Raw genomic sequence first — 26,522 nt, 5'->3', positions numbered from 1 at the left:
CAATGGCAAAACCAATGATTCAAATTGCTCTAGACCAAACTAACCTGCCCGCTGCGATTGAAGTGGCGAGCAATGTTGAAAGTTTTGTAGATGTCATCGAGATCGGTACCATTTTAGCGTTTGCCGAAGGGATGAATGCGGTTTCTACCTTACGCAAAAATCACCCTAAACATATTCTTGTATGTGACATGAAAACCACAGACGGTGGTGCCATTCTGTCTAAAATGGCTTTTGAAGCGGGTGCAGATTGGATCACGGTTTCGGCTGCCGCGCACATTGCCACGATTGCAGCATGCAAAAAAGTTGCGGATGAACATGGTGGTGAAATTCAGATTGAAATTTATGGCAACTGGACGATGACCGATGCGCAGGCTTGGGTCGATCTTGGTATCTCACAAGCCATTTATCACCGCTCACGAGATGCTGAATTGGCGGGGGTTGGCTGGAGTGAAGAGGATCTGGATAAGATGCGCGCGCTGTCTGAACTGGGGCTTCAATTGTCGATTACAGGCGGTATTGTGCCTGAAGATATTTACCTGTTTGAAGGTATTCAAGCGAAAACTTTTATCGCTGGCCGTGCCTTAGCGGGAGAAACGGGCAAGCAAACGGCGGAATCTCTACGTACTCAAATTGACCGTTTCTGGAATTAGGGGGAAGCTATGTTTCAAAACTTGCAACGTCATCGTGTTGGTTTGTATGAAAAGGCGCTGCCTAATCGATTTAGTTGGGAAGAGAAGCTCAAAACCACCAAGCAACTTGGCTTTGATTTTCTTGAGATATCTGTTGATGAGTCTGATGAACGTCGTTGCCGTTTGGATTGGGATGACGAGACCATATATGCATTGCGTCACCAGTGTGAGCAGTACGCTATGCCCTTGCAGTCGATGTGTTTAAGTGCGCACCGCAAATTTCCTTTTGGTTCTGCCGATCCTGAAATTCGCAAGCAAGCGTTACTGCATATGGAAAAAGCGATTGCATTGGCATACAAACTGGGGATTCGTACCATTCAACTTGCTGGGTACGATGTTTACTATGAGCCTTCAAATCATGTATCTCACCAACGATTTATCGAAGGGATGCAACAGTCTGCTAAGTTAGCCGAACGAGCGGGTGTGATGCTTGCGGTTGAGATAATGGATACCGACTATCTTAACTCCTTGAGTAAATTTGAGCTGCTACGTCGAGAAGTTGACTCTCCGTACTTCACCGCTTACCCCGATGTAGGTAACATCTCTGGGTGGAACTATGACGTCGTGACAGAGTTAAAGTTGAGCAAGCCACATATCACGCAGATTCATCTCAAAGATACCTACCGAGTGACGCCTGATTCTCAAGGTCAGTTTCGGGATCTTGTCATAGGGGAGGGTGAGGTCGATTTCAACGCCATCTTTACTACGCTTAAGCAGACGGATTGTGTTGTACCATTGGTCATTGAAATGTGGGCGCAAGATGATAATTGGAAACAGAACATAATGACTGCTCAACACAGATTAAATCAAGCTTGTGACCATGCCAATCTGCCGAAACTATTTGCGGCTTAGTTCTGCGTTAAATATTTTAGTTTCCTAGAGCCTCCTGCTCCGGAGCTTGTTTAAGCACCGTTGATCCCAAATGGGATAGTGCAGCATAAATCCCCCCCGTATTATGCTGCACACTTTCAGTCGAACGTATAAGATTTGACTTACAGCTTAGCTTGACGCAAAGTTGCGCTGACTTTTCCACCGATAAGCTGCCTACGCACATGAAACTGCTTCACTTACAACTGTTCTGGTACGAAAAACATCACACGTTGTTGGAGATGGAAGATTTACCGACCTTGACTGCTAGCCAAGAGCAAGAGCTCATTGAGTGGGTGAAAAAACATCGTAAAATATTGAGCTACGAAGTCCATCAACAGACTTGGGTCAAAGTGAATATTGATGGTTTTGCGTCACAAATCCGCCTTAACCCTAATGGCACACTATTGGAAAAAGATCTCTTCAGCGATAAATCTCTTCAAGGGCTTTGGAAGGTGGTCGATGGATTTTTATTTATTAAGGTGATTAGTGGTGAATTTGTCGTAGAGTACCAAATCGTTGGTAGCAGCACTGATAACATCCATAGTGGTATCGAGTACATCAACGGTCAAGTGAGCACTTATAGCAAGTTTTTCGTCACCAAATGAGGCATTCTCAGGCGTAAAATTGTTGTTGATGCGCGATATTTCACGCAGACGCAGAGATGTCAGAATACGATAGCGGTGACAGTAATGAGAACTGAAAAAGAGAAAATGTTAGCGGGTGAGCCTTATCAGGCATGGGATGAGCAACTTTACAATGAACGAATTGAGTGCCGTAAAGTTTTGCAAAAGTTAAACAACAGCATTCCAAATACTGATGAGTGGCGATCCGCGATAGATCGCTTGATCCCTGATTCACAAGAGGCGTATCTAGAGCCTCCGTTTCGCTGTGATTATGGCTCTAATATCAAGCTTGGTAAGAACTTCTACGCCAACTTTAACTGTGTTGTGTTGGATGTGGCTGAGGTGACGATTGGTGACAATGTGCTGTTTGCCCCCAATGTACAGATTTACACGGCTGGTCATCCTTTAGATGTTAAAGGCCGCGTCGAGGAAGGGGTGGAGTTTGGTACACCGATTGTCATAGGTGATAACGTCTGGCTTGGCGGTGGCGTGATTGTTTGCCCAGGTGTGACCATCGGAGATAACAGCGTGATTGGTGCAGGCAGTGTGGTGACTAAAGATATCCCGGCCAATGTTGTTGCGGCGGGCAATCCATGTCGGGTACTTAAACCTATTGAGCAGTCATAGAGCCAATTGGATTGATGCTACGAGAGAACTCATGGCATCAATCCGGCTTTTTAGGCTATTGGGTTTGGCACTCAGCAGGGGCTGGGCGATTTTGCCGGATAGCAAGTATGGCTTGAGGCAGTAATGACATCACAATCATGCCAACCATTAAGCTGTACTGGAATGGTGTGAAAGACTCTCCAAGCAGTACCAGCCCTGAGACAATACCTGCAATTGGGTTAGCAATTCCCCCAAACGTAAAGTCGACGACAGACATGCGTTGCAACAACCAAACATACATGCCATAGCCAAGAGCGGTATTCAAACCAACCACCCAAAGTAGACCTGACAAGTTAGTCATTGAGAAATTGTGCGCCAGCGCCGCGTACTTAGTCGGCTCCATCGTAGCTTGAACGCCTGCGGCAACCGATAAAATCGCACCACCAAGAATCAGTTGCCATGTTAACACTGTCCACCAGTGCATCCGGCTACCCAGTGATTTAGTTAGCGAACTACCAACAACAATACACATGATGGCTGCCAGCATAGCGCCTAGGCCAATAGGGTTGAGCGTGATTGAACTTGGATCAAACAACATCCACGCCAAAACAATTAAGGCCGCCCCACTTACCGCCTGAATGATACCTGGGCGACGTTTGTTGATCAGCCAGTTATAAACCATGGCAAACACTGGAACAGAAATCATCCCGACGCCGGAAATCGCCGATGGCAGAGTCAGGGCCATCACGAAGATCAAACCAAAGAAGGTCGCGATGTTGATTAATCCAAGACTAAATAGGATTTGCCAGTCGCCTTTTTTCGGCAGACTAGGTCTGAATGCCAACAACAGAAGTCCGGCTGGTAGTGCGCGAATCGCGCCCAGTAATAGGGGAGGCCAGTCCGCAAGTGTATATTGCGTGACCGCATAGGTGGTTCCCCAAAAGAATGCCGGAATCATGGCAAGTAGTATATTCATAATAACTATCTTTACGTTAAGATACTTTTGTGAGAAATGTACGCTTAAAATCGCTGTTTGTAAAGTATCTCTATGTTAAGATATTCGACACAGCATTTTGTTACTGGAGACAAACATTCATGGATGCTATTGATAGAGTAGTAGAGCATTGGGCTAAGGAAAAGCCGGATCTAGAGACAGAGCCGATGGCGATTATGGGTCGATTGATGCGAATCGCCAAATATATGGAGACTGAAGTTGCTCAGCTACATAAGCGCTATGACCTAAAATTGGGAGAGTTTGATGTACTGGCGACACTGCGTCGCAGCGGGAAACCCTTTCGCCTTACTCCCTCAGAGCTGATTGATTCGATGATGTTAACGTCTGGAGCGATGACTAACCGCTTAGATAAACTGGAATCAAAAGGGCTGATTAGCCGAGAGCACAGCAAAGAAGATCGCCGCAGCGTCACTGTAGAACTGACCCAAGATGGTTTTGTTCTGATTGATAAAATCATCGAAGAGCATGCGGCAGTTCAGGCCAAGCTGGTTAAAGGTATGAATGCTAATCAGAAGAAGCAGCTCAATACGATTCTAAAGAGTTGGTTGACTCAGTATGAGTAGTTATTGAGATGGGAATTTTCAAACTAGAACGCCAGCGACGAATCGTTGGCGTTGTTTTTTAAGAAATTATTTATTCAGTAAGGATTCCAATACTAATGCCTGTATCTGGAAGAAAATTCGGTATTAAGGCATTAACATAATCTAACGTAATTTCGTTAAAGGTTTCTTCATAGTTGAGCGCATCATAGTCGTTAATACCCACCGCAGCGTTATTGCCATACGCAGTACTCAGATCATCAGAGAGCGTTGAAGCAAATGAATCTCTAAGCATAGTTTTGAACTGCTGTAGCTCTTGAACGCTAATCCCTTTTTCTTTCATCAGCTAAAATTTATATGTAACCTCTTTAATTGCTTGCGATAATGAGAAATGCAACTCGCTCTTTGATTGAAGCCGCACCTATGCGCGGAGAAGTAAAATGACAGCCCATCCTGCGAGTAAGAGTGTTTTCCAAACCTTCATATCAGTTCCTTGTAACGAGAAAGTTTTAATTGAATGGATAAGATTCAGTAACGCCAGAAGTAGCTTACCGAAAAAGTAGGGCTGTCTAACGCATATACACTATGAAACCACCCTTTAGGTTGAACCAACATTTCTCCTGGATGTAGTATCACCTCAACGACCTTGGCATTTTTAAATTGAGGGAATACATCTAAGTTGGGGTCTTCTGGTTTTACCCAGCAGGGTTGATAATTGCTGTTGTACGCCTTCATTGGATACAAGTAGGGGGCTTGGTCTGCTGAGTACACCAATAGCTTTTTACGCCCAATAATTTGATATAAAAAACCACACATGGGATCACGGTGTAAACTACTGGCCGGTATGTGTGTGGGAACACAACCTAGCCATATCTGAGGATCGGAAAAGTCTTCAGCTGTAAAATAAAGGGGCATGAACCAGGGTTTCATTGCTTCTGGTAACGACGCTCCTTCTGTATACGGTTTGGTAAACCCCTCCACAAAGTTCTTATCGTAGCTTACTTCAAACTCGCGCATACGTTGTGTAAATTGACGCATGGTTTCTTTGTCTTCAGCCGATCGAACGCGAACTGTTTCATCCCCAAAGTGTTCATCTAGCGTGTCTAATGTCCAGTAAGTGTGATCCCTAGGCAATACCATGTCTGTTACAATAAATGGTCTATTCTTGGCTAATTCTTCAAGTAGTTCGATTTCGGTAGGGTTGGATAAACGAGCAAAATTTGAAATGGATTCCGCGTTCATTTCAGCGTGCTGCTCTTCCGCTTCTTTAAAACGAGATTGAATCCATTCATTTGGTTGGAGCATCGCTTTCGCCATATGATTGGCGATATGCTCATCTCCTTCGAATTTAATTTGTCCAATAATCTCAGGATCACGGTAGTCAATGGTCGTAATATCGCGCTCAATCTGTTGAGCTAAGTTCAGAGGCAACCGAATCGTGCATTTCGGATTGGATATAACCCCTTCTTTAATCTGTTCACCTTTAGAATCACACTGGATATAAAAACCTGTTGCTTGTTTATCTTGTTGTTCAAACAAAAACTGGCAACTCATGGGCAACCCTTCTGGGTTTTCAAAGCCTTGCCGTAACACATTCATCAATGGAATCATAACTATATCCTTATCTTTCAATTAGTGCTTGATCGAGGTTTTCTTTAATCGGTGCGATGAAATAATCTATCAAAGGACGATCTCCGGTAATGATGTCCGCTTTTACTGACATGCCATATTGAACGCGCATTTCTTTGCCTTTGATATCGAAGTGTGTTTCTTCTAGCGTTAGATAAGCTGGGTAAAAGAGCTGTTCATTTTCCATCACAGCATCTTGTGAGATGTAGCTGACTTCAGCAGGTAAACTGCCATATCGAGTGTAGGAAAACGCATCCACTTTCACGCGAGCGTTTTGACCGACATGGATAAACCCAATGTCTTTACTGGGGATCATGATTTCCGCAATCGGCGGTGCATCGGCGGGGATGACTTTGAGTAGTACTTCCCCTTCTTCAATGTAATTCCCTTGATCAATTGCCGACAATTCTTGAACCACCCCACTGATAGGAGATTTGATTTGGCTATTTCGGCGCACCTCTTCCAGCTTTGCTAACCGTTGCTCAAGATCGACTTTTTTCAACTTAAGCACCCTTAACTCTTCCATTAATGCCAACTGGAAACTGTCTTGTACTTTTTTCTTGTCTTTTTCTAAGTTGGCTATCTTGATATTCAAGGCATAAGACTGTGCACGACTTAGTGAAATATCGGATTGAAGCTGAGCCAATTTTACTTCTTGGTTGAGGAATGTCATTTCACTGGCGTAACCGCTATTTTTAAGCTGAGAGTTAGCTTGCAATCGCTTTTGTTCCAATGGTAACTGTTTCATCAATCGCTTTCTTTGCTGGTCGATTACCGCATTTTCCGACTCCAGCTCGCGTTTTTGCTCGTCTAGATCCTCTAAATCATTATTAAGCTTTAGGTATCTGGCATAGGCAATTTCTTGATAGAGGTTTGAGAACTCCTCTTGCTTTTCTATTGCGGTTAATTGCCTGTATGGCACAAGTGCATTAATTCTTGCTTGTACATCCATGAGCTCAGACGATACAGACGTTATATCTGCCGTAATTTGCTTGGTGTTTAACGTCACCAGTATTTGCCCTTGCCGAACTTGCTGCCCTTCTTCAACACGTACCTCTTCGACTAAGCCCATCGATGTACTCCGCACCGTGTTCGCTTTCCCTACTGGAATAATGCGTCCTGTCGTTGGTGAAATGATCTCAATTTCCGAGTAAACCGAAATAACAATGGCGATTATGATGGAAACGATCATCACCACTATTAAACTGGAGGAGAATGGAGCTTTATGTTTAGCTCGATTCCTTAACACTTCTGGGTGAAAACAAATTTCCGTCATGTTATTCACCCCGCATTGTCAGGCGCTGGTAATGCACTATTCGAAGGCACTTCACCTATCTGATATTGGTACAGCTTACGGTAGTGACTTGGTGCGTTGATTAACGATTTATGGTTACCTTGTTCGAGCACCTCGCCACTTTTCATGTAAATAATGGCATCGGAAATCCGCGCTAACGATAAGCGGTGAGTGATAATAATGATGGTTTTGTCTGTTTTTAGCTGCGCCAAATTGGCCACAATATTGGCTTCGGTTTCGTAATCTAAAGCACTGGTCGCTTCATCCAGAATCATAATCTGCTTGTCTGATGCGAAGGCACGGGCAAGGGCAATCCGCTGAATTTGCCCACCAGAGAGGTTCCCTCCTTGCTCAGCTACTGGGGTATCGTAGCCTTGGGGTAAGCTCATAATAAAATCGTGAATATCGGCCAGTTTTCCAGCTCTTTCGACCCATGTGTGATCATTGATTAAGGAGTCGAACAAAATGTTCTCGCGGATGGAGCCGGCAAGCAAAATACTCTTTTGTTGCACGACAGCGACTTGCTCTCGTAGCGAAGGTAAAGCGATTTCTTTGAGTTCTATGCCATCGAATAAAATGTCGCCTTGGTAATGGTCGTAGTTCCCAGCTAATAACTTCGCTAAGGTACTCTTGCCTGCTCCAGATTCGCCCAAAATACATAGGGTTTCTCCACGGCGTATCTCTACACTGAGTTTATTAACCGCCAGTTCATTTTGATTGTATTGAAATGAAACATTACAAAATTGAACACCCTGTGTGAGCGTTTTAATTTTATGCAGATGCTCTCCACTGCTTTCAGATTCAGCCTCCATGATCACGTTTACGCGTTCTAACGATATTTTGAAGGCGACAATTTCTTCCCAAATTGAGGCTAACCGAAGCAGGGGGCCCGTTACTCGATCTTTCATCATATTAAAGGCAACTAATGCACCTAACGTCATGGACTGATCCAATACATAGGTTGCACCCATAAATAAAATGACAGCCTCAGAAAACTTATTTATAAGTTCAGATAATTGACCAGAGTAAATGTTGACCTTTGCGAGTTCATACCCTTTTCTTAGTTTGAAGTCGAATGCATGGTAAATTCGACCTAATACCGCATCGCTCTTTCGGTTTGCTTTAAGGTGATCATACGCGGTGATACTCTCTATCATCCTATTTTGATAATCAATGCTCGCAGAGAACATCTGTTCATTTGATTTCTTAATTTTTTTGTTAAAAATGAAATACTGCAATAGGTGAAGAGGTACAGTCATTAACAGTATTAAGCTAAGTGAAGCATTAAGGTTAAAGATCACGATGAAGAAGATGACCATAAAAATCAAATCCAAGCTAAATTGAGAGAGCCAGTTGGATATATGGTTTTTTATTTGATCTAACTCACCCAAGCGAGATAACACGTCGCCGACATTGGTGTTGTCAACTTCAGTTTTTTTAAGGCTGAATAGTTTCTCAAAGAAGTGGTGGCTTACTTCCGATATATGAGTATTGTTCATCCAGGCGCTTAAAATTGAACTTAGTGTCGATAAAGAACAATCAATTAAAGCCGCTGTGATTAAAACAGTAAGAATAACAATAAGAGTTGCGCTACCTTCCGAAACTAGAACTCTATCTATAATCGCCATAAAAGATAATGGGACAGATAGTGAAATTATATAACCAAAGATTGAACTTAAAAGCACTATAAACAATGGTGATCGAAGTTTAAAAATTAGTAAATTTGTAATTATTTTTATCACGTAGGCCCTATGTTATTCAGTTGCGCTTGAAATTTAAATTCTGAGTGTGACTTTGATTTGTATGTAATTAATCACATATAATGGTGATTATTTTTTTCGGTTCGTCTTGTAACAAATATATTTAACTAAGTAATATGATAAATAAGAAAAAATAAAAAGAAAGATTGAAATCAAAAAAACAAAGCTGTCGTTTTTTATACTATAATTTTCTATGGTGTATAAAATTATCATGATGACTATAGCATTTATGAGTATAGTTAAGGTTATTATTTTTTTGTTCATTTTAGTGGTCCAATAAAGGACGAGTGAAATACTCGTCCAAAAATCAAATATTAATACAAAGTGTAATTACTTTTGTTGATTCATTACATTTGTAACTGCAATTGATGTAACACACGATCCAATAGCTCCTATTGCTGCAGGGGCAGCTGTGCCACCTGAAGCAACGGCTGCAACTGCTGTGACGGCTGCTGTACCGCAAACTATTGCTGGGACTCTAGTCGGACTATTTGCCTGCTGTTCGACAGCACTTGGTGATGCAGGATAGCCACCGCCACCGCCACCACCGCCGCCACCACCGCCGCCACCACCGCCGCCACCACCAAAGGCGATACCGTTAGCACTTTCTACACAGTTACAAATCTTATATACTTTAGACATAATTTGATTTCCTTATTAATTGAATTATGTAAGTGGATAGGCGATACAACGTCAGGCCGTTACACTTAACGATGTATCGTGTATCCACCTCTGGCCACCTCATTATTAGCTGGCGTATTCCTTACCCGTCCAGCGATGTACTTTTTTGGTTTTGCCTTCTTTGTCTCGGCTGATGCTAAATGCTTGCTCTTTAGGGAACACCGTCGACGTCAGATCCGATAAGATCTCTTTTACCCCTCCCCATGGGGCAACAAAGTCGTTAAAGAACAAATGATCACCACAATCCCACTCTTGGTAGTACAGGGCTCGGCTATCTTCAATCAATGCTTGTTTGGTGCTTTCGGTTACTTTCGCCCAAGTCACAAAACCAACTGGGTGTTTTTCATTGTTTTTATATACACGTAATTGACCTCGCCAGTTAGCTGGGCAGATTTCAACGTCCATATAGTCTGCCAAGTTGAAATCTTTATGCGTGCTGGAATGTGCAAGTAGGTGAAAGCAATACCCTAGATTGCGATAGAAATTATTGGTGCTCATTATTGTTTCTCCAAAGGCTTAACTCAGTTTTCGGATATTGGCGTACCCCTTGTCAGCCAGAGCCCAGCACGTAGTTCGCTCGAATTCAAAGGTTGTTTGCCACGCTTTGATTACATTCAAATGCTGACCAAAAGGTGAGAGCATATATAAAATTGTCGGCTCTCCGTCGTCAGTGGATGCTTCTAACAAAGCTAATCGTTCAGCTTCCGATGCATAACCATGCGTTTGAATCTCTTTAATTCGGGATTTAGGTACTTTTGCCCATATAACAAAACCCGTTGGCTTTTTTTCTTTGTCTAAAGAGATAAAATTGCGCCCTTTATTTGCTGCATTGACGAGCAAACTATATGCTTGGTCGATGCTCTGCTCCTGTCGAGTGCAAAGAGCGGCTAACATACCGAACACGCCAAGTGCGACAGGAAAATCAATGTTAGTTTTATCTTCAATTGGTGGTAATGGGTTCATCATCGTTCTTGAGTCCTGCTGCTTGGATGAGAGTGGTTGCCGTTAGTTTTTCTCCCATGCACATGTAGTCAATAATTTGCTTTCGCGAAACTCGGTTGTCCAATAACGCTAAAGCAAGGCGCTCTCCTGTTGCTCTCGCTAGCGGGTAGTAACTTCCGTACTCCACTTTGTTTTCTTTTTCCAAGTCACCTGCATTTTTTATATACCAATCTGATTGCTCTTTATATGCATTCCAAAAAGCTTTCGCTTCATCTGGTTTTGTAGTTTGTGTTATGTAAACAAGCGATAGAGCCTCCCAAAAAAATGCAATGATTTCTTTCACTAATATTGATGGCTCAAATTGATAGAAACTTTGATTTTCCATTGCTAGGTTATAATGCATTACATGAGCTAACTCATGCCATAGAACTAGATCGTCTCCAATAATGAAATTGTTATACCAAAGTATATTTGGAGTCTTCTTATATCCACTAAGACAAGTCAATGATGAACTAAATCCATTCTGCTCGTGGATGTTGCAATTTAGCCAGTGTTTTTTTATTTTCCAATCATTGGTTCTCATTATTTTGATGAATGTTTGTTTTAGATCTTCAGGTTTTCTTCTTATTTCTGTTGCTTTTGGTTCTGATTTTAACTGATTTAAACATATGTTTTTTAGACGATAAAAGGTAGGCGGGCTCAATGTTATTATATTGTTTCCCTTTAGTTCATGTCTTTCATTATGTCTATCACACATGAGCTTATCGAGGTTTTCCTTAATGTTTTCATTTGTATTTGAGTATATTGTTTGTAACTTTTTTGAATAGAGAATTACTGCATATTCCCACTTTTTGTCTAATGGGAGTTTTATGTTTTTTCTCCAATTAATCTCACATAGAATATCAAACAATAAACTGTCTAATTTTGTATAATAGTATGCAATTTTTACATGTGATATTGTATCTTTGTTATTAATTTCACTTAGGATTTTTTTTAGGTTTGTTTTGGCCAGTTTGTGAAATTCGTTTAAGTTTTTCATAATACATCATATCTAGTGTAATAATGCCAATTCATATTTTTACCATACATGACCTGTGGATACATTCTATGTAAAAAATAATAACTATTGTTGCTTCGGGATTTTTATTCTATATTTTATTTTTTTTAATGATTGTTTTGTTAATTAGATGATATGGTTTCCTATATTTTTGTAGGTTTTTTTACTTAAAAATATAGATTTTAAAGTGAGGAAATGTTGGCAATAATCAACAATGTTTACAGTGTCGATAATTAAAATGTTGATTATAATCGGTTTCAAATAATTGAAACCGATTAGGTGCTTGGTTGGTAAGCTATAATTTAACTTAGAATGTTATTATTATGAATTAATGGAGCCTATTCCTTTAGCAAGTTAGTTAAGAGATGGCTTCGTCACAGTAGAGTCGTGCGTGATCAATGCCTCCAAGTGCGCAAGACTCATCAATATCGGACAGATCACCACTGACACCGACTGCACCGAGAATGTTCTTTTCAGCATCGCGGATCAGCAACCCACCGGGCACTGGAACCATATTACCGTGAGCCAATACGTTAACGGCGGAGATAAATGCAGGACGGCTGTCGGCATCCTGAGCGAGTTTCCTCGACGAACAACCGAGCGCGAGTGCCCCCCAAGCTTTAGCGATGGCGATGTCTGGTCGCATCATACTAGAGCCATCTTGACGTTGCAGGGAAATGAGCTTACCCCCGCTGTCGAGAACAGCGACCGTAAGCGGTGCGCATTTGTTCTTTAAGCCTGCCTGAAAGGTGCCGTCTATGACGGACAGTGCTTGTTCTAGAGTTAAACTTCCCATGTTATCTCCTGTTAACGTTTACCAGCCTGACTTACACAATGTAAGTCAGCGAGGTATTACTCAGCTCCTTGTAGAAGCTGATAGCTTGGTAAGGTCAGGAAGGTGGCGAACTCTTTTGCTGTCGACAGCTCGAAGAAAAGGTCAGCGGTTTGTTCAAAGCGGCCAGCAGCAAATCGAGTGTCGCCCACTTCCTGTTTAATGGTGTCGAGCTCTTGGTATAACCATTGGTGGAAGAGCTCTTTGGTAAAGGTTTGTCCGTCGTCGAGTACGACGCCATGATGTATCCATTGCCAAATGTTGGCACGTGAGATCTCCGCGGTTGCAGCATCTTCCATCAGGCCATAAATCGGCACACAACCATGACCTTGGATCCATGCTTCGATGTAGTAGAGAGCAATGCGGATGTTTTTGCGCACGCCTGCTTCGTCTCGACTACCTTCACATGGCTTAAGCAGTAAATCGGCTCCTATTTCGTTGATTGGACTAACGAAATCAAGCTGGTTTGGTTTGCCATTAAGGTTCTTTTCGAATACCGACATTGCGAGGTCAACTAGCGCTGGGTGAGCCACCCAAGTACCATCGTGACCATTGCGTGATTCACGCTCTTTATCTTCGATGACCTTGGCGGTCACGCGCTCCATCTCTGCGGGATCTTTAGCTGGAATAAAGGCCGACATCCCCCCCATCGCGAGTGCTCCTCGTTGATGGCAAGTACGCACTAACAGCTGGCTATAGGCATTGAGGAACTCTTTGTCCATCCCGACCACATGACGGTCTGGAAGAATGCGATCAGCGTGATTTTTCAACGTTTTGATGTAGCTGAAAATATAGTCCCAGCGACCACAGTTCATTGCGACGATGTGGTCGCGCATGGCATACAGCATTTCATCCATCTGGAATACGGCTGGTAGCGTTTCGATGAGCACTGTGGCGCGAATGGTGCCGCGTTGAACGCCAAAGTAATCTTCGGTGAATGAGAAAACATCATCCCACCATTGGGATTCTTCCATACTTTCCAGCTTAGGAATGTAGTAGTACACACCGAGTCCTTGCTCAGCACGTGCCAAATAGTTGTGATAGAAGTAAAGCGCAAAATCCATCAAACAACCCGGAATGGGTTTGTCTGCGTATTGAATTGATTGCTCCGGCAGGTGCAGGCCTCGCGGACGGGCAATCAGTAGTGCAGGGTCATCACTGAGCTGATAATGTTTGTTTTTTGCTTCATCGTGATAACTGATAGTGCGAGCATTTGCATCGCGTAGGTTAATCTGACCTTGAACCATGTTCTCCCATGTTGGGGATGACGCATCTTCAAAGCAGCACATAAACACTTTAGCGCCAGAATTAAGTGCATTGATCACCATCTTACGATCTATTGGACCTGTAATTTCTACTCGTCGGTCAAGCAGTTCTGGGGGGGGTGTGGCGATCTTCCAGCTCTTGTCATTCCGAATTTGCTTAGTATCAGCGCGAAAGCCTGGCAATTTGCCAGCGTCATAACGCTTTTGTTGTTCTTCGCGAGCTTGCAATAGTGCATCTCTACGCGGTGCAAACTTCTCTACAAGTTTGGTTAGGAAAGAGAGAGCCTCTTTAGACAGTATGGCTTGGAATTCTGGGTTCTCTGTATTACCAACCACGCGTAGACAGGCAGTCTCTTCTCTTTCTGCTACATCGTTCATACTCATTGTTCGTCTCCTTTAAACAATATCGAATGATTTTGTGTACAAAATTGATTGTTCACGAATACTTATATTTCAATTTATGTAAACAATCAAAGGGTATTTAACAATTATTTTTCATTTGAGCGTATGGGGAATTATTTTTATATAAAGATATTTTATGTAAAGCAATGATTTCTAGGCTTTAAAGGGTTAGTGAACGCTTAAAGTAAATGCTCTATGTTGAAAAAATGTTGCATTTGGGGTTGCCAAATTCTAAATATGATTCATAGTACACAAAGTATCTTTGAATTGTATACAATCGAAATGGAGGTTCGCATGGCAAAGATGAAGGCAATTGAAGCAGCGGTAGAGGTGTTGAAGAAGGAAGGTGTAAACATTGCCTTTGGCGTTCCTGGTGCAGCCATCAACCCAATGTACGCAGCAATGAAAAAGCTTGGTGGAATCGATCATGTTTTAGCGCGTCACGTGGAAGGTGCGTCGCATATGGCTGAAGGTTACACCCGCACCAATCAAAACAATATTGGTGTGTGTATCGGTACATCAGGCCCAGCGGGTACGGATATGATTACCGGTCTTTACTCGGCATCGGCAGATTCAATTCCAATCTTGTGTATTACCGGACAGGCACCACGTGCGCGTTTGCACAAAGAAGATTTTCAGGCGGTTGATATTGAGTCGATTGCCAAACCTGTCACCAAGTGGGCGACGACAGTTCTAGAGCCCGCTCAGGTGCCACGAGCATTCCAGCATGCATTCCATCTGATGCGTTCTGGCCGCCCTGGTCCGGTTCTTATCGATCTTCCGATAGACGTACAGTTAACGGAAATTGAATTTGATATTGATACCTATGAGCCGTTGGAAGCTTACCAACCAAAAGCCACTCGAGCTCAGGTTGAGAAAGCGATGGCAATGCTATGCGAATCAGAAAATCCAGTGATTGTTTCTGGTGGGGGCGTGATTAATGCGGGCGCTGAACAATTGTTGCAGCAATTCGCCGAGATCACTGGCGTCCCCGTCATCCCTACTTTAATGGGCTGGGGTTCTATTGCCGATGACCATGAGCTAATGGCGGGTATGGTTGGCTTGCAGACCGCACATCGTTACGGTAACGCCACTCTACTTGAGTCTGATTTTGTCTTTGGTATCGGTAACCGTTGGGCGAACCGACATACCGGCTCACTGGATGTTTACACTAAAGGACGTAAGTTTGTTCACGTTGATATCGAACCGACGCAAATTGGTCGAGTGTTCTGTCCAGACTTAGGCATTGTCTCTGACGCTAAAGCGGCATTAGAACTCTTGGTTGAAGTGGCTCGTGAGTGGCGAGACGCTGGTAAATTGCCAAATCGTAGTGCTTGGGTGGGCCAATGTCAGCAGCGCAAAGCGACGATGCTACGTAAAACCCATTACACCGATGCGCCAATCAAACCAATGCGTGTTTATGAAGAGATGAATAAGGCGTTTGGTCGCGATACCTGTTATGTCAGCACCATTGGTCTGTCGCAAATCGCTGCTGCCCAGTTCTTACATGTATACAAACCGCGTCACTGGATTAACTGTGGTCAGGCGGGGCCGTTAGGTTGGACAACTCCGGCGGCACTAGGTGTTCGTGCAGCGGATCCAAATCGAGATATCGTCGCTATCTCTGGTGACTATGATTTCCAGTTTATGATCGAGGAATTAGCGGTTGGTGCTCAGTTTAATTTGCCTTACATCCATGTATTGGTGAACAACTCCTACCTAGGTTTGATTCGACAGGCTCAGCGTCAGTTTGACATTGATTACTGTGTTCAACTTGCGTTCGAGAACCAAAATGCCCCCGAACTTAATGGCTACGGTGTTGACCATGTGGCGGTCGTCGAAGGTCTAGGTTGTAAAGCGATTCGTGTTACTGACCCAGAGCAAATGCAGGTGGCATTCGCACAAGCGAAAGAGCTCATGAATAAGCACAAGGTTCCAGTGGTTGTTGAAGTTATTCTTGAACGTGTCACCAATATTGCCATGGGTGTTGAAATAGATGCGATCAATGAGTTTGAAGCGCTAGCAGAGAGTGTTGATGATGCGCCGACAGCACTGATTCACAACAGCTAATCAAGACAGAATAAGGAAATCAAAATGGCTAAGTTTGCAGCAAACCTTTCGATGTTGTTTACCGAACTGGACTTCGAAGATCGTTTTGAAGCCGCCGCTAAGGCCGGTTTCTCAGGCGTGGAATATCTTTTCCCTTACGCCTTAGAAGCGCAGCAAATTAAGGAGAAGCTTGATGAAAACCAACTTACCCAAGTGCTCTTCAACTTGCCGGCCGGTGATTGGGAAGCGGGCGATCGCGGTATCGCGGTGGACCCAAAGCGAATTGAGGAGTTTCAGGTAGGCGTCGCAACTGCGATCAAATACGCCAAAGTACTGGGTAATACCCAAATCAACTGTCTTGCGGGGATCGTTCCACAAGGCGTAAGCCAACACGATGCACACGCCGCATTTGTGATTAACCTTCGTTACGCCGCTCAAGCACTTAAAGAAGCGGGTATTCGTCTGGTTATTGAAGCGATTAACACGCGTGATATCCCGGGTTTCTTCCTTAATACCACAGAGCAAGCGAAAGCGATCATCAAGGAAGTCGGTAGTGACAACCTGTTTATTCAGTATGACATCTACCACATGCAGATCATGGAAGGTGATTTGGCACCAACCATGTCAGCGAATATCGAGCAAATCGCTCATGTGCAGTTGGCTGACAATCCAGGACGACATGAACCGGGGACGGGGGAAATCAACTACCCATTTATCCTCAAGCATTTGGATGATCTCGGCTATCAAGGTTGGGTTGGCTGTGAATACAAGCCGAAAACAACCACAGCAGAAGGCTTAGATTGGATCAACTTATACCGTTAATTACGGTATTGCCCACCTTATACAGGTAGGCACAAGTTACGGAGAACAGAATATGAAAATTGCATTTATCGGTACTGGAATCATGGGCAGACCAATGGCTGCCAATCTACAAAAAGCAGGCTATGACATTGTGGTTTCAGACCATTTCAACCCACCGCCAAAGGATCTTGTGCAAGCGGGAGCGATAGTTTGTCACTCACCAGAAGAGGCAACACGTTTAGCCGATGTGGTTATCCTCATGGTGCCAAACACACCTCAGGTTGAAGATGTGCTATTTGGTGAAAAAGGTGTTGAAGCTGGCCTGACAGCGACTAGCGCTGAGGGCAAATTGGTTATCGACATGAGTTCGATTTCACCAATGGCAACCAAGGCGATTGCAGCACGTATTAATGAAAGTGGTGCTCAGTATCTCGATGCGCCAGTGTCGGGTGGTGAAGTGGGCGCGGTTAACGCCACTTTAAGCATCATGGTGGGTGGTTCACAACAAGCGTTTGATAAAGCCCGTCCACTGTTCGAAGCGATGGGTAAAAATATCACTTTGGTGGGCGACAATGGTGCGGGTCAAACGTGTAAAGTAGCCAACCAAATTATCGTTGCTTTAAACATTGAAGCGGTTTCTGAAGCGTTAGTGTTTGCTTCAAAAGCCGGTGCGGATCCCGCACGAGTCCGTCAGGCTCTATTAGGTGGTTTTGCTAGCTCGAAGATTCTCGAAGTTCACGGTGAGCGCATGATTGAAGGTACCTTCGATCCGGGCTTTAGAATCTCTCTACACCAAAAAGACCTAGATCTTGCACTGACAGGCGCGAAAGAGCTGGGAGTTGCACTACCTAATACCGCCACAGCTCAAGAGCTGTTTGAAGATTGCGCGGCGTTAGGTGGCCAAAATTGGGATCATTCTGCTTTGATTAAAGCGATTGAGAAACGCTCTGATCATTCAATCAGAAAGTAATTCCATCCGGGGCGTAAAGGATTCCTCTCCCTTTATTGCTCCTTGGGTTTGGTATGAACCCTAAATTTATTGCTACTAAATCGCGTAGTTTTTTGTCTCCTTTTATACGCGTTCCCGTTGTAAGGCAAAAGGTAGGAGTGCTTATCGGGCTCCGTCTTAGCAGGCACCTGGCGTACTTACTTCGGGATTTTTTCTTCTCATTGTGAACTGCGCAATATAGTGAGTTCAGTTTATAGAGGGAGGCTTGTGATATGTTAATCGGGTATGCCGACAGGCTGATATCACAGGGCAAAAGAGATGCAGTTAAATACCCTAATCGCTCGTCAAATTGTTGAACGTGCGACGAAAATTATCCAGTTTCCCGTTAACGTTATGGACGAGAACGGACAGATTATCGGATCCAGTGATCCAACCCGTTTACATCGTACTCACGAGGGAGCCTTACTGGCGATTCATGATAACCGTACTATTGAAATTAATCAGACGGTTGCCAGTACACTGATTGGTGTAAAAGAGGGAATCAATCTCCCCATTCTTTATCAAGACAAAGTGATCGGAGTGGTAGGCATATCGGGCCAACCGGATGACGTCAGAAGTTATGGCGAATTGGTCAAGATGACGGCAGAACTGATCATTGAGCAAGAAGCCTTGATGGCACAGATTCAGTGGAACAAGCGTCATCGAGAAGAGTTGCTGATGCAACTAATACAAGGGTCGACCCTAAACGAGAACCAACTGCTATCGATCGCAGAGAGACTGGATCTGAATCTTGCGCAGCCAAGAGTTGCGGCCGTAGTAAAGGTTATACCGAAACAGGGACAGTCATTGACATTAGAGCATTTGCAGAAGCTGGTGCATCTCTTGGACTATCCTGAACGAGACAATATTGTTGGCATAGTCTCTGTGTCAATGAACGAAGTGGTGGTGCTAAAACCAGTGACTCTTGTGGAAGGGAACTGGAACCAGAATGAAGAGAAAGCGCGGGTTAAACGTCTGTTGAAACGCATCGCGCAGGAAGCGGACTTCTCAATTCAGATCGCACTAGGGCAATACTTTTCAGGGGTAGCGGGTTTAGCGCGCTCTTACGAAACCGCTAAAGCGACGCTTGCGAGTGCAGAGAAGAGCAAAGAAGCGATCTTGTTCTATCAAGATCATAAGTTGTCAGTATTGGTTGGCGGACTAAAACAAGACCAATGGAGGCGCTCTCAACTGACGGAACCGCTAGAAAAACTGGTGCGACACGATAGCAAAGGCGTACTTATTAAGACGCTCAGAGTGTTTTTTGATCAAGACTGCGATCTAGCTCAAGCTTGTGCAGCGCTACATATTCACCGCAATACTCTGCGATATAGGCTAGATAAGATAGAAGAAATTACTAACTTAAAAATCAATAAGTTAGATCATAAGGTGCAGTTATATTTAGCACTTGAATGTTTGTAATTTAATAGAGTAATTTGTGCAATGTGACATATTTAGGGCGTCTTGGTCGCTTAAAATTTGTCAGTTTGCATAAAGGAATGATGGTGGAATCACTGAATAATAACCCCGTCCCTACTGACACCCTCAATGTCGGAAATGAGTTCTGGCGTAGAGAACAAACATTACTATAAACGGAGTTATTATGAGTCTGATCCTAATCCTGCTGGGGGTGATAGCCTTTATCGTCCTCGCAACCACCAAGTTTAAGTTACACCCCTTTTTAGCACTCATCGTAGCAGCATTTTTAGCTGCATTTGCTTATGGCTTACCAGCTGACAGTATTGCTAAGACCATCGCTTCAGGTTTTGGCGGCATTCTTGGCTATATCGGCCTAGTGATTGTTCTCGGTACCATAATTGGTGTCATCCTAGAGAAAAGCGGCGCAGCGATTACGATGGCCGATACTGTGATTAAAGTACTGGGCGATCGTTTCCCGACTCTGACGATGAGCATTATTGGTTACATCGTGTCGGTGCCAGTTTTTTGTGATTCTGGTTTTGTCATCCTTAACTCGCTGAAAGAGTCATTGGCAAACCGTATGAAAACATCCAGTGTCGCAATGAGTGTGGCGCTAGCAACGGGTTTATACGCAACGCATACATTCGTGCCGCCAACTCCTGGTCCAATTGCTGCCGCAGGTAATCTAGGTCTTGAATCTAATCTAGGTCTGGTTATTGGTGTGGGTATCTTTGTTGCCGCAACCGCAGCGCTAGCGGGTATGTTGTGGGCTAATCGTTTTAAAGATGTTGAACCAGATGCGGCTGAACAGGCAGAAGAGATCAAGCAGGACTGGAAAGAACTTAAAGCCTCTTACGGCGAGCTGCCGACTGCGGGGCAGGCATTTGCACCAATCTTTGTGCCTATTTTATTGATCTGTTTTGGCTCAATTGCCAAGTTCCCAAGCCTACCTTTGGGTGAGGGTGCACTGTTTGATGTGTTGGTGTTCTTAGGTCAACCACTGACTGCACTGCTGATTGGTTTGTTCTTGTCAGTACGTTTGCTAAAGAGCGACAACAAGGTTGAAGAGTTTGGTCAGCGTATTAGCCAAGGCATTACCGCGGCGGCTCCAATTCTACTCATTACTGGTGCTGGTGGTGCATTTGGTGCGGTTCTAAAAGCAACACCACTGGGTGAATATTTAGGAACAACCTTGTCTGCTTTGGGCGTCGGTATCTTTATGCCATTCATCGTTGCGGCGGCCCTAAAGTCTGCGCAAGGTTCGTCAACGGTGGCTCTAGTGACTACGTCTGCGCTTGTTGCCCCGATGTTAGCTCAACTCGGACTAGACTCTGAAATGGGACGAGTACTTACAGTGATGGCGATTGGTGCTGGTGCTATGACGGTATCGCATGCGAACGACAGCTTCTTCTGGGTTGTTTCGCAGTTTAGCCGCATGTCGGTTGGACTCGCTTACCGCGCACAAACCATGGCAACTCTGGTTCAGGGCGTGACAGCAATGACACTGGTTTACATTCTAAGTCTTGTTCTTCTGTAACAAGCCAAAATAGGAAACATATATGAAAGTAGTGATCGCTCCAGACTCTTACAAAGAAAGTCTCACTGCTATGGAAGTGGCGACTGCGATTGAAAGTGGCTTCAAAGAAATCATGCCAGACGCAGAGTACATCAAACTGCCGATGGCGGATGGTGGGGAAGGCACAGTGCAATCCCTCGTTGACGCGACTGGAGGCGATATCGTAACGGTTGAAGTGACGGGGCCTCTGGGTCAGCCAGTCACAGGCTTTTACGGACTACTTGGTGATGGTTCGACTGCCGTTATTGAAATGGCGGCAGCATCAGGCCTTCATTTAGTTGAACCCGATGAGCGAAACCCATTACTGACTACCACATATGGCACCGGCGAACTGATTAAAGCGGCACTTGATAGAGGTGTTGACCATATTATTATCGGTATTGGTGGCAGTTCGACCAATGATGGCGGTGTGGGTATGGCACAGGCACTGGGTGCGAAACTGGTTGATGCAAAGGGCGTTGACTTACCTTTTGGTGGCGGCGCTCTGGCTGATTTGGTCAGTATTGACTTGTCGGGGCTGGACTCGCGTTTAGCGACCGTACAATTGGAAGTGGCCTGTGATGTTGATAACCCGTTGTGTGGCCCGAAAGGTGCGTCACATATCTTTGGTCCCCAAAAGGGAGCGACGCCAGAAATGGTGGTTCAGCTAGATGCAAACCTTGCTCACTACGCTAAGGTGATTCTTCAGACCAACGGTAAGGATGTGATTGATCAAGCCGGAGCGGGTGCTGCTGGAGGGCTAGGGGCTGCGTTACTTGGTTTGTTTAATGCGACGCTCCGTCCTGGGATCAACATTGTCATGGATGCCGTCAATCTTGCTGAAGTGATCAAAGATGCAGACTTAGTGATTACGGGTGAAGGGCGAATTGACAGCCAAACCATACATGGCAAAACACCGATTGGTGTTGCTCGTACCGCTAAGCTGTATAACTTGCCTGTGATTGGTATCGCAGGCAGTACCGCGCAGGACTGCCGTGTGGTTCACGATCATGGTCTAGATGCGGTGTACAGTGTCGTTTTAGGTGCGACGGACTTACCGACGGCGCTAAAAGAAGCAGCATTTAACGTCGAAATGACCTCACGTAATATTGCGGCTGCGCTAGCAATGAAGTTTGATTAAGTTACCTTATTCTCATGTTTCCAACGGCCACGATTTTAGTGGCCGTTTTTATTTAATGGAAACTTTGGAAGTTTGTTACGATATTATCATTCAAATCTATACTTGGTTTGTCTTATAAGGTACAGGGATTTGCTCAATGAAACGGGCTCTAACCTTTTTGGTAATGTCATTTACCATTGTTAGCAGTTTGTTTACTATGACTTAATAGATTGATATAGGAATACGTAATGACTCGCATTAGGCAGAAAAATCAGGACTTGATCATCGAAGTGGCGAGTGAGCAGTTTGCGACTCAAGGGTACGCTGCGACGAAAATGATCGATATTGCCAAGGCCGCTGATATCCCTAAAGCGAACGTGTTCTACTATTTCAGTTCCAAAGACAAGCTCTATTACGCAGTGCTGCAAACCGTGACTCAGCCATTGCTTGAAGCATCGCGTCCTATTGAAGAGTTGAGCGATCCGGTAGAGGCTTTGAGCCAATACATAGAAGCCAAACTACGTATTTCAAGAGATCACCCTCATGCGTCAAAAGTGTTTGCCAATGAAGTGATGTCGGGTGCGAAAGCACTGCCAAAAGATATTGGTGATGAGCTTTTTAAGCAGGCTCGAATGATGATGGATAAGTTCTCGACCTGGTCTCAGCTTGGATTTATGGATGATGTTCCCCCTCAACACCTCATGTTTACCATCTGGGCGGCTACTCAGACATACGCTGACTTTGGTTGGCAGATCTGTAATGTGATGCAGAAACATCAGCTTGATAACGAAGACTATCGTCAGGCTGCTGAGTTTTTAACCCAATTAGTCATCAAAGGCTGCGGAGTTAAGAGCAACGGCTAGGTGATTGAGCTAATTCCTATTCACAGTGATGTCAGAAATAGAGCCATTGCCCGCTCTTTGTATCGTTAATCACGGCCATAATATTCTCCGCTTTACCTATTATTGAATCGCGCCGTGACGCGGGTTTTGATGATATACTCCCCCGCTGGCTGTTCCTGTGAGCTATCACACCATATGGACGCAATCACTGTTTCTTCGCTAGTTGCTAAGGTCGTTAATTCATGCCATTCAGTACTCTTTTACTTAGTCCTGAGCTCGTGAGCTCATTATCTGCTGATATCAGTAAACCTACCGATATCCAAACTCTGGTGATTCCTGAGATATTGGCTGGAAAGGATCTCATCGCACTAGCGAATACTGGGAGTGGTAAAACGTTAGCTTATGCCTTACCACTCGTAGAGAAGATTAAGGCTGACCCTAAACAGCGAGCAGTGGTACTCGTTCCAACACGCGAGTTAGCAATACAGGTAACTCAGGTTTTTAACCAGACAGCGGCTGCGTTTAACTTATCGGCCATCTGTCTATGTGGTGGTGTGGATAAAGCTGAACAACAGCAAGCTCTTTTGCAGCAACCGGAGATCATTGTTGCGACAACGGGTCGTCTGCTTGACCTTATCAATGATGGACTGAATTTGAACAGCGTCTCTTATTTGGTTCTCGATGAAGCGGATCGTTTATTGGATATGGGCTTCTGGCCTGATGTACAAACCATTGCCAGTCGTACTAATCAACAACGTCAGACGGCGATGTTTTCGGCGACTTTTTCAGATCAGCTTAAAAAACAGGCAAGCACCGTGATGCGCAGTGCAATTGAACTTAGCGCTCATCAGCAAAATAGTACTAATAAAGATGTTTCTGAAAGTTTGTATCTGGTTAACAAGGGCAGCAAAACGAAGGCTTTGATCGAGTTGATTCAACAGAATAAGTGGTCACAGGTTTTGGTGTTTATTGGTGCCAAAGAGAACGCAGATGCGCTAAGTAAAAAACTAAATAAGGCGGGTATTTTCAGCCAAGCTCTACATGGAAACAAAGATCAGAATGAACGAGAGCAGATTCTTGCTCAGTTCAAGACAGGTCAGAGTCAGGTTTTGATTGCTACCGATCTGTTAGCTCGTGGCGTTCATATCGATCAACTGCCAGCCGTTGTTAACTTTGAACTGCCGATGCATGCTGAAACATACGTTCATCGTGTTGGCCGTACCGCTAGGGCAGGAGAGCAGGGGATGGCGCTTTCATTAGTCTGTCATGGTGAAATGGAGGCGCTGAATGCAATTCGAGCACTGACTCAGCGTGAACTGCCTTTGGCTGAATTGGAGGGCTTTCCGGTAACCGATAAGCCGTCAACTGGCGAAAGCAAACGCGCTCCTCGCGATAAAAAAGCTAACCGCCGCACCAACAGCAAGAAGAGTATTAAACAGTTTCAGGGTAAGGTTAAGCGCTCAGCGCCACGTGCAAAATAGTGTGGCAGTATATCTAGATTTGAAGGACAAGATTTGAAGGACACACACCACAAAAAACGGCGAGACTTAGAATCTCGCCGTTTGTCTAACACTAACTATTATTACGAAAGTTTAAACGTTGCCACTTTGTCAGTCAGTTCTTGAGCTTGCAGCTTCAGCTTGCCTGATTCTTGCGAGCTGTCCTGAGCATTGATAACAAGCTCATCCGCTACATCTTTAATTGAGGTGATGTTTTGCGTGATCTCACTTGTAACATGGGTATTAGAGGGACACACGTATTAGAGGGACACACACCATAATATAAAACCGTCAGCCCTTCCCCTTTGATGCTCTGAAGGTGATACAATCTGCGCATCAGAATTATCGAGAAACTCTATGTTTATCCATCATGTTAACGGCATCGACTGGCTGGTGATTACCGCTTTTGAAGAACTGAAAACCATGTTTATCGAAGACGCAGGAGCGATCCCTTCTTGCTTCTCTAGCGCCAGCGAATTGAGCCTGATTGATCAAGCAAAACGCGCTTATGGCTACCTGCCAACATTGAGTGGAGTCATCACCGATACCGGCACTTTTCAAAGCCAGGATAACGAAGAAGATTTAAACCCACAGCTTGCCTGCCTAGTTGAGGGACGTGGTCGGGTGTTTATCTATCACGGTGGCTTTGTCGCTTTTGTCGATGATGAGCAAACCTTTATTACCCGAATGGACTGACAAGTTTTCGGTAAGTAGATATCGGTGAATTCAATGTAGCCGGGTTTTATCTTTAACTTAACGGCAACTGGAAAGTACTCTTAATCTCTTTAACCGATACATTGGACTGAATCGCGCTCACGCCTTTAACTCGTCTTATTGAGCTGATGCGGTCAAAGTATTCATCTAAGTCTTTTGCGACTACCTGAACGATGTAATCTGCGCCGCCAGCTATACAGTGACACATGGTGATCCAGTCTGATTCCGCTACATAGTCCTCAAATGGGTCAGTATTTTCGACTTCATGACTGCCCAGAGTCACCAGAGTAAAGCCCGAAACCTGAAAGCCAAGCTTCTTGCGGTTCAGTCTTGCGGCATAACCTTCGATGTAGCCCTCTTGTTCCATTTTCTTCCAGCGTCGCCAGCATGGCGTTTCGCTCAGATTAACTTCTTCCGCTAGCTTGCTGTTGCTGATGCGGCCATCTTTCTGGATACGTTCAAGAATGGAAAAATCTGTACTGTCTAACTCAAAGTTGGTGGATTCTTTCTTTTTCATAGCTCATATGGAAATAATTTGCTCAATTTAATGATTACCATAACCCAGATAGCAATTTTATTCCTGTAGAGATAGGTAGACTGGATCTCATATCGCAACAATGACTTTATGGGAGTGAGCAATGAGTGCTCAGTTAATGACAGCTTTTATGCTGTTCGCAATTTCAATTTCAATGACTCCAGGTGCGGGGAATATTGCTTTAATTGGCCTGTCTGGCCGTTATGGAGTTGGGGCGACATTACCTTTCATTATCGGTAATGCGGTTGGGGTGATCGTGATACTTGTCGGGGCTAGCGTCGGGGTTGCCGGACTATTGAATCTCTATCCGACGTTGTATCTGATTCTCAAATGGCTAGGTGCTGCGTATCTGTTGTACATGGCGTGGGGAATTGTCAATATGGAACTCGACAGTGACGCCAGTGTGAAAAAATCTGGCTTTTTCTCCGGTATATTGGTGCAGATCCTTAATCCGAAAAGTTGGGTCGCATCTATCACAGTATTTTCTCAATTCGTCTCACCAACCGGAAGCTATACGGCTCAAGTGATTTTTATCATTAGCGTCATGGTCGTGACCGGAGTGATTGGTATGTTGGTCTGGGCTTACTTTGGCTCGATGCTGACCCGATTTATTGAATCACCTCGTAAGATGGTGGCAATCAATCGATGCTTTGGCGCTAGTTTGGCTGTTGTCGCGCTATTCGTGGTTAGCCAACCCGGCTTGTAGAGTTAACTAAGGTGTGATAGTGGGTTAGAATTAGAACAGACCAAGCCTTGACATATGAAGGCTTGGTTTGTCGTTCGCTCCACGGAGTGG

General features: G+C 44.4%; 27 protein-coding genes. 15 read left to right on the top strand and 12 right to left on the bottom strand.

What is annotated here, in order from left to right; all coding sequences use genetic code 11:
- Positions 1-2: 2 nt before the first annotated feature.
- From ACQEXR_RS13545 to ACQEXR_RS13530, 4 genes are all read left to right on the top strand, one after another.
- Positions 3-650, top strand: coding sequence for a 3-keto-L-gulonate-6-phosphate decarboxylase UlaD (locus ACQEXR_RS13545; RefSeq protein ID WP_138971582.1), 648 nt, complete (start codon positions 3-5; stop codon positions 648-650).
- Positions 651-659: 9 nt separating this feature from the next.
- Entirely contained in the window at positions 660-1,541 is an 882-nt protein-coding gene (locus ACQEXR_RS13540) for an L-ribulose-5-phosphate 3-epimerase (RefSeq protein WP_426951813.1), read from the top strand.
- A gap of 200 nt (positions 1,542-1,741) precedes the next feature.
- Positions 1,742-2,164 (top strand): hypothetical protein, encoded by a 423-nt coding sequence (locus ACQEXR_RS13535; RefSeq protein ID WP_138971580.1) that lies wholly within the window; start codon positions 1,742-1,744, stop codon positions 2,162-2,164.
- Positions 2,165-2,248: 84 nt separating this feature from the next.
- The gene (locus ACQEXR_RS13530) at positions 2,249-2,809 is read left to right on the top strand and encodes a sugar O-acetyltransferase (RefSeq protein WP_427020537.1); all 561 of its coding nucleotides are present in this window, start codon (positions 2,249-2,251) and stop codon (positions 2,807-2,809) included.
- A gap of 55 nt (positions 2,810-2,864) precedes the next feature.
- Here ACQEXR_RS13530 and ACQEXR_RS13525 read toward each other — a convergent pair whose 3' ends face one another.
- Positions 2,865-3,764, bottom strand: a complete 900-nt coding sequence (locus ACQEXR_RS13525; RefSeq protein ID WP_269375328.1) for a DMT family transporter — start codon at positions 3,762-3,764, stop codon at positions 2,865-2,867.
- Positions 3,765-3,883: 119 nt separating this feature from the next.
- On the opposite strand from ACQEXR_RS13525, the gene ACQEXR_RS13520 reads away from it, so the two are divergent.
- Positions 3,884-4,366, top strand: coding sequence for a MarR family winged helix-turn-helix transcriptional regulator (locus tag ACQEXR_RS13520; RefSeq protein WP_269375329.1), 483 nt, complete (start codon positions 3,884-3,886; stop codon positions 4,364-4,366).
- 70 nt (positions 4,367-4,436) lie between these two features.
- Here the strand turns inward: ACQEXR_RS13520 and ACQEXR_RS13515 are convergent, their stop codons facing one another.
- From ACQEXR_RS13515 to aceB, 10 genes are all read right to left on the bottom strand, one after another.
- Positions 4,437-4,637 carry a hypothetical protein gene (locus ACQEXR_RS13515; protein WP_427020536.1) on the bottom strand — a complete coding sequence of 67 codons (201 nt, stop codon included), beginning with the start codon at positions 4,635-4,637 and terminating at the stop codon, positions 4,437-4,439.
- A gap of 233 nt (positions 4,638-4,870) precedes the next feature.
- Positions 4,871-5,953: a cupin-like domain-containing protein gene (locus ACQEXR_RS13510; protein WP_427020535.1), complete on the bottom strand. Its 1,083-nt coding sequence runs from the start codon at positions 5,951-5,953 to the stop codon at positions 4,871-4,873.
- A 10-nt stretch (positions 5,954-5,963) separates the two neighbouring features.
- The gene (locus tag ACQEXR_RS13505; RefSeq protein ID WP_427020534.1) at positions 5,964-7,247 is read right to left on the bottom strand and encodes an HlyD family type I secretion periplasmic adaptor subunit; all 1,284 of its coding nucleotides are present in this window, start codon (positions 7,245-7,247) and stop codon (positions 5,964-5,966) included.
- 5 nt (positions 7,248-7,252) lie between these two features.
- A complete protein-coding gene (locus tag ACQEXR_RS13500) occupies positions 7,253-9,007 on the bottom strand; it encodes a peptidase domain-containing ABC transporter (RefSeq protein WP_427020533.1) in 1,755 nt (584 codons plus the stop codon).
- Between the two features lie 348 nt (positions 9,008-9,355).
- Entirely contained in the window at positions 9,356-9,667 is a 312-nt protein-coding gene (locus ACQEXR_RS13495; protein WP_427020532.1) for a hypothetical protein, read from the bottom strand.
- A gap of 105 nt (positions 9,668-9,772) precedes the next feature.
- Positions 9,773-10,204 (bottom strand): toxin-activating lysine-acyltransferase, encoded by a 432-nt coding sequence (locus ACQEXR_RS13490; RefSeq protein WP_427020531.1) that lies wholly within the window; start codon positions 10,202-10,204, stop codon positions 9,773-9,775.
- Between the two features lie 18 nt (positions 10,205-10,222).
- Entirely contained in the window at positions 10,223-10,672 is a 450-nt protein-coding gene (locus ACQEXR_RS13485; protein WP_427020530.1) for a hypothetical protein, read from the bottom strand.
- Complete coding sequence (locus tag ACQEXR_RS13480; RefSeq protein ID WP_427020529.1) at positions 10,647-11,687, bottom strand: hypothetical protein; 1,041 nt, start codon at positions 11,685-11,687, stop codon at positions 10,647-10,649. The genes ACQEXR_RS13485 and ACQEXR_RS13480 overlap by 26 nt, the downstream gene beginning before the upstream one ends.
- A gap of 376 nt (positions 11,688-12,063) precedes the next feature.
- Positions 12,064-12,501 (bottom strand): GlcG/HbpS family heme-binding protein, encoded by a 438-nt coding sequence (locus ACQEXR_RS13475; RefSeq protein ID WP_426951811.1) that lies wholly within the window; start codon positions 12,499-12,501, stop codon positions 12,064-12,066.
- 56 nt (positions 12,502-12,557) lie between these two features.
- The gene (aceB, locus tag ACQEXR_RS13470; protein WP_427020528.1) at positions 12,558-14,186 is read right to left on the bottom strand and encodes a malate synthase A; all 1,629 of its coding nucleotides are present in this window, start codon (positions 14,184-14,186) and stop codon (positions 12,558-12,560) included.
- Positions 14,187-14,498: 312 nt separating this feature from the next.
- On the opposite strand from aceB, the gene gcl reads away from it, so the two are divergent.
- The 9 genes from gcl to ACQEXR_RS13425 all read left to right on the top strand — a co-directional run bounded on the left by gcl (position 14,499) and on the right by ACQEXR_RS13425 (position 25,173).
- Entirely contained in the window at positions 14,499-16,274 is a 1,776-nt protein-coding gene (gcl, locus tag ACQEXR_RS13465) for a glyoxylate carboligase (protein WP_426951808.1), read from the top strand.
- A gap of 24 nt (positions 16,275-16,298) precedes the next feature.
- Positions 16,299-17,075: a hydroxypyruvate isomerase gene (gene hyi / locus ACQEXR_RS13460; RefSeq protein WP_427020527.1), complete on the top strand. Its 777-nt coding sequence runs from the start codon at positions 16,299-16,301 to the stop codon at positions 17,073-17,075.
- A gap of 52 nt (positions 17,076-17,127) precedes the next feature.
- Positions 17,128-18,024: a 2-hydroxy-3-oxopropionate reductase gene (locus ACQEXR_RS13455; protein ID WP_426951807.1), complete on the top strand. Its 897-nt coding sequence runs from the start codon at positions 17,128-17,130 to the stop codon at positions 18,022-18,024.
- Between the two features lie 297 nt (positions 18,025-18,321).
- Positions 18,322-19,464 carry a sugar diacid recognition domain-containing protein gene (locus tag ACQEXR_RS13450; RefSeq protein ID WP_427020526.1) on the top strand — a complete coding sequence of 381 codons (1,143 nt, stop codon included), beginning with the start codon at positions 18,322-18,324 and terminating at the stop codon, positions 19,462-19,464.
- Positions 19,465-19,645: 181 nt separating this feature from the next.
- A complete protein-coding gene (locus ACQEXR_RS13445; RefSeq protein ID WP_138971643.1) occupies positions 19,646-20,998 on the top strand; it encodes a GntP family permease in 1,353 nt (450 codons plus the stop codon).
- A gap of 22 nt (positions 20,999-21,020) precedes the next feature.
- The gene (locus ACQEXR_RS13440) at positions 21,021-22,157 is read left to right on the top strand and encodes a glycerate kinase (protein WP_426951805.1); all 1,137 of its coding nucleotides are present in this window, start codon (positions 21,021-21,023) and stop codon (positions 22,155-22,157) included.
- 227 nt (positions 22,158-22,384) lie between these two features.
- Positions 22,385-22,999 (top strand): TetR/AcrR family transcriptional regulator, encoded by a 615-nt coding sequence (locus ACQEXR_RS13435; protein ID WP_427020525.1) that lies wholly within the window; start codon positions 22,385-22,387, stop codon positions 22,997-22,999.
- Between the two features lie 221 nt (positions 23,000-23,220).
- The gene (locus ACQEXR_RS13430) at positions 23,221-24,459 is read left to right on the top strand and encodes a DEAD/DEAH box helicase (protein ID WP_427020524.1); all 1,239 of its coding nucleotides are present in this window, start codon (positions 23,221-23,223) and stop codon (positions 24,457-24,459) included.
- 375 nt (positions 24,460-24,834) lie between these two features.
- The gene (locus tag ACQEXR_RS13425) at positions 24,835-25,173 is read left to right on the top strand and encodes a cytosolic protein (protein ID WP_138971292.1); all 339 of its coding nucleotides are present in this window, start codon (positions 24,835-24,837) and stop codon (positions 25,171-25,173) included.
- A 52-nt stretch (positions 25,174-25,225) separates the two neighbouring features.
- Here ACQEXR_RS13425 and ACQEXR_RS13420 read toward each other — a convergent pair whose 3' ends face one another.
- Entirely contained in the window at positions 25,226-25,708 is a 483-nt protein-coding gene (locus tag ACQEXR_RS13420) for an Lrp/AsnC family transcriptional regulator (RefSeq protein ID WP_427020523.1), read from the bottom strand.
- A gap of 121 nt (positions 25,709-25,829) precedes the next feature.
- On the opposite strand from ACQEXR_RS13420, the gene ACQEXR_RS13415 reads away from it, so the two are divergent.
- Positions 25,830-26,432 carry a LysE family translocator gene (locus ACQEXR_RS13415; RefSeq protein ID WP_427020522.1) on the top strand — a complete coding sequence of 201 codons (603 nt, stop codon included), beginning with the start codon at positions 25,830-25,832 and terminating at the stop codon, positions 26,430-26,432.
- Positions 26,433-26,522 lie beyond the last annotated feature (90 nt).

It is taken from the genome of Vibrio sp. TRT 2004 (genome assembly GCF_050113735.1).
Lineage (GTDB): Bacteria > Pseudomonadota > Gammaproteobacteria > Enterobacterales > Vibrionaceae > Vibrio.
Note: the sequence above shows the minus strand (reverse complement) of the source record. Positions and strands in the feature narration are given on the sequence as shown.

What these genes read in the sequence shown, in the direction of transcription:
- ACQEXR_RS13545 (WP_138971582.1), top strand. Translation starts at nt 3, where the DNA reads ATGGCAAAACCAATGATTCAAATTGCTCTAGACCAAACTAACCTGCCC.
- ACQEXR_RS13540 (WP_426951813.1), top strand. Translation starts at nt 660, where the DNA reads ATGTTTCAAAACTTGCAACGTCATCGTGTTGGTTTGTATGAAAAGGCG.
- ACQEXR_RS13535 (WP_138971580.1), top strand. Translation starts at nt 1,742, where the DNA reads ATGAAACTGCTTCACTTACAACTGTTCTGGTACGAAAAACATCACACG.
- ACQEXR_RS13530 (WP_427020537.1), top strand. Translation starts at nt 2,249, where the DNA reads ATGAGAACTGAAAAAGAGAAAATGTTAGCGGGTGAGCCTTATCAGGCA.
- ACQEXR_RS13525 (WP_269375328.1), bottom strand. Translation starts at nt 3,764, where the DNA reads ATGAATATACTACTTGCCATGATTCCGGCATTCTTTTGGGGAACCACC.
- ACQEXR_RS13520 (WP_269375329.1), top strand. Translation starts at nt 3,884, where the DNA reads ATGGATGCTATTGATAGAGTAGTAGAGCATTGGGCTAAGGAAAAGCCG.
- ACQEXR_RS13515 (WP_427020536.1), bottom strand. Translation starts at nt 4,637, where the DNA reads ATGCTTAGAGATTCATTTGCTTCAACGCTCTCTGATGATCTGAGTACT.
- ACQEXR_RS13510 (WP_427020535.1), bottom strand. Translation starts at nt 5,953, where the DNA reads ATGATTCCATTGATGAATGTGTTACGGCAAGGCTTTGAAAACCCAGAA.
- ACQEXR_RS13505 (WP_427020534.1), bottom strand. Translation starts at nt 7,247, where the DNA reads ATGACGGAAATTTGTTTTCACCCAGAAGTGTTAAGGAATCGAGCTAAA.
- ACQEXR_RS13495 (WP_427020532.1), bottom strand. Translation starts at nt 9,667, where the DNA reads ATGTCTAAAGTATATAAGATTTGTAACTGTGTAGAAAGTGCTAACGGT.
- ACQEXR_RS13490 (WP_427020531.1), bottom strand. Translation starts at nt 10,204, where the DNA reads ATGAGCACCAATAATTTCTATCGCAATCTAGGGTATTGCTTTCACCTA.
- ACQEXR_RS13485 (WP_427020530.1), bottom strand. Translation starts at nt 10,672, where the DNA reads ATGATGAACCCATTACCACCAATTGAAGATAAAACTAACATTGATTTT.
- ACQEXR_RS13480 (WP_427020529.1), bottom strand. Translation starts at nt 11,687, where the DNA reads ATGAAAAACTTAAACGAATTTCACAAACTGGCCAAAACAAACCTAAAA.
- ACQEXR_RS13475 (WP_426951811.1), bottom strand. Translation starts at nt 12,501, where the DNA reads ATGGGAAGTTTAACTCTAGAACAAGCACTGTCCGTCATAGACGGCACC.
- aceB (WP_427020528.1), bottom strand. Translation starts at nt 14,186, where the DNA reads ATGAGTATGAACGATGTAGCAGAAAGAGAAGAGACTGCCTGTCTACGC.
- gcl (WP_426951808.1), top strand. Translation starts at nt 14,499, where the DNA reads ATGGCAAAGATGAAGGCAATTGAAGCAGCGGTAGAGGTGTTGAAGAAG.
- hyi (WP_427020527.1), top strand. Translation starts at nt 16,299, where the DNA reads ATGGCTAAGTTTGCAGCAAACCTTTCGATGTTGTTTACCGAACTGGAC.
- ACQEXR_RS13455 (WP_426951807.1), top strand. Translation starts at nt 17,128, where the DNA reads ATGAAAATTGCATTTATCGGTACTGGAATCATGGGCAGACCAATGGCT.
- ACQEXR_RS13450 (WP_427020526.1), top strand. Translation starts at nt 18,322, where the DNA reads ATGCAGTTAAATACCCTAATCGCTCGTCAAATTGTTGAACGTGCGACG.
- ACQEXR_RS13445 (WP_138971643.1), top strand. Translation starts at nt 19,646, where the DNA reads ATGAGTCTGATCCTAATCCTGCTGGGGGTGATAGCCTTTATCGTCCTC.
- ACQEXR_RS13440 (WP_426951805.1), top strand. Translation starts at nt 21,021, where the DNA reads ATGAAAGTAGTGATCGCTCCAGACTCTTACAAAGAAAGTCTCACTGCT.
- ACQEXR_RS13435 (WP_427020525.1), top strand. Translation starts at nt 22,385, where the DNA reads ATGACTCGCATTAGGCAGAAAAATCAGGACTTGATCATCGAAGTGGCG.
- ACQEXR_RS13430 (WP_427020524.1), top strand. Translation starts at nt 23,221, where the DNA reads ATGCCATTCAGTACTCTTTTACTTAGTCCTGAGCTCGTGAGCTCATTA.
- ACQEXR_RS13425 (WP_138971292.1), top strand. Translation starts at nt 24,835, where the DNA reads ATGTTTATCCATCATGTTAACGGCATCGACTGGCTGGTGATTACCGCT.
- ACQEXR_RS13420 (WP_427020523.1), bottom strand. Translation starts at nt 25,708, where the DNA reads ATGAAAAAGAAAGAATCCACCAACTTTGAGTTAGACAGTACAGATTTT.
- ACQEXR_RS13415 (WP_427020522.1), top strand. Translation starts at nt 25,830, where the DNA reads ATGAGTGCTCAGTTAATGACAGCTTTTATGCTGTTCGCAATTTCAATT.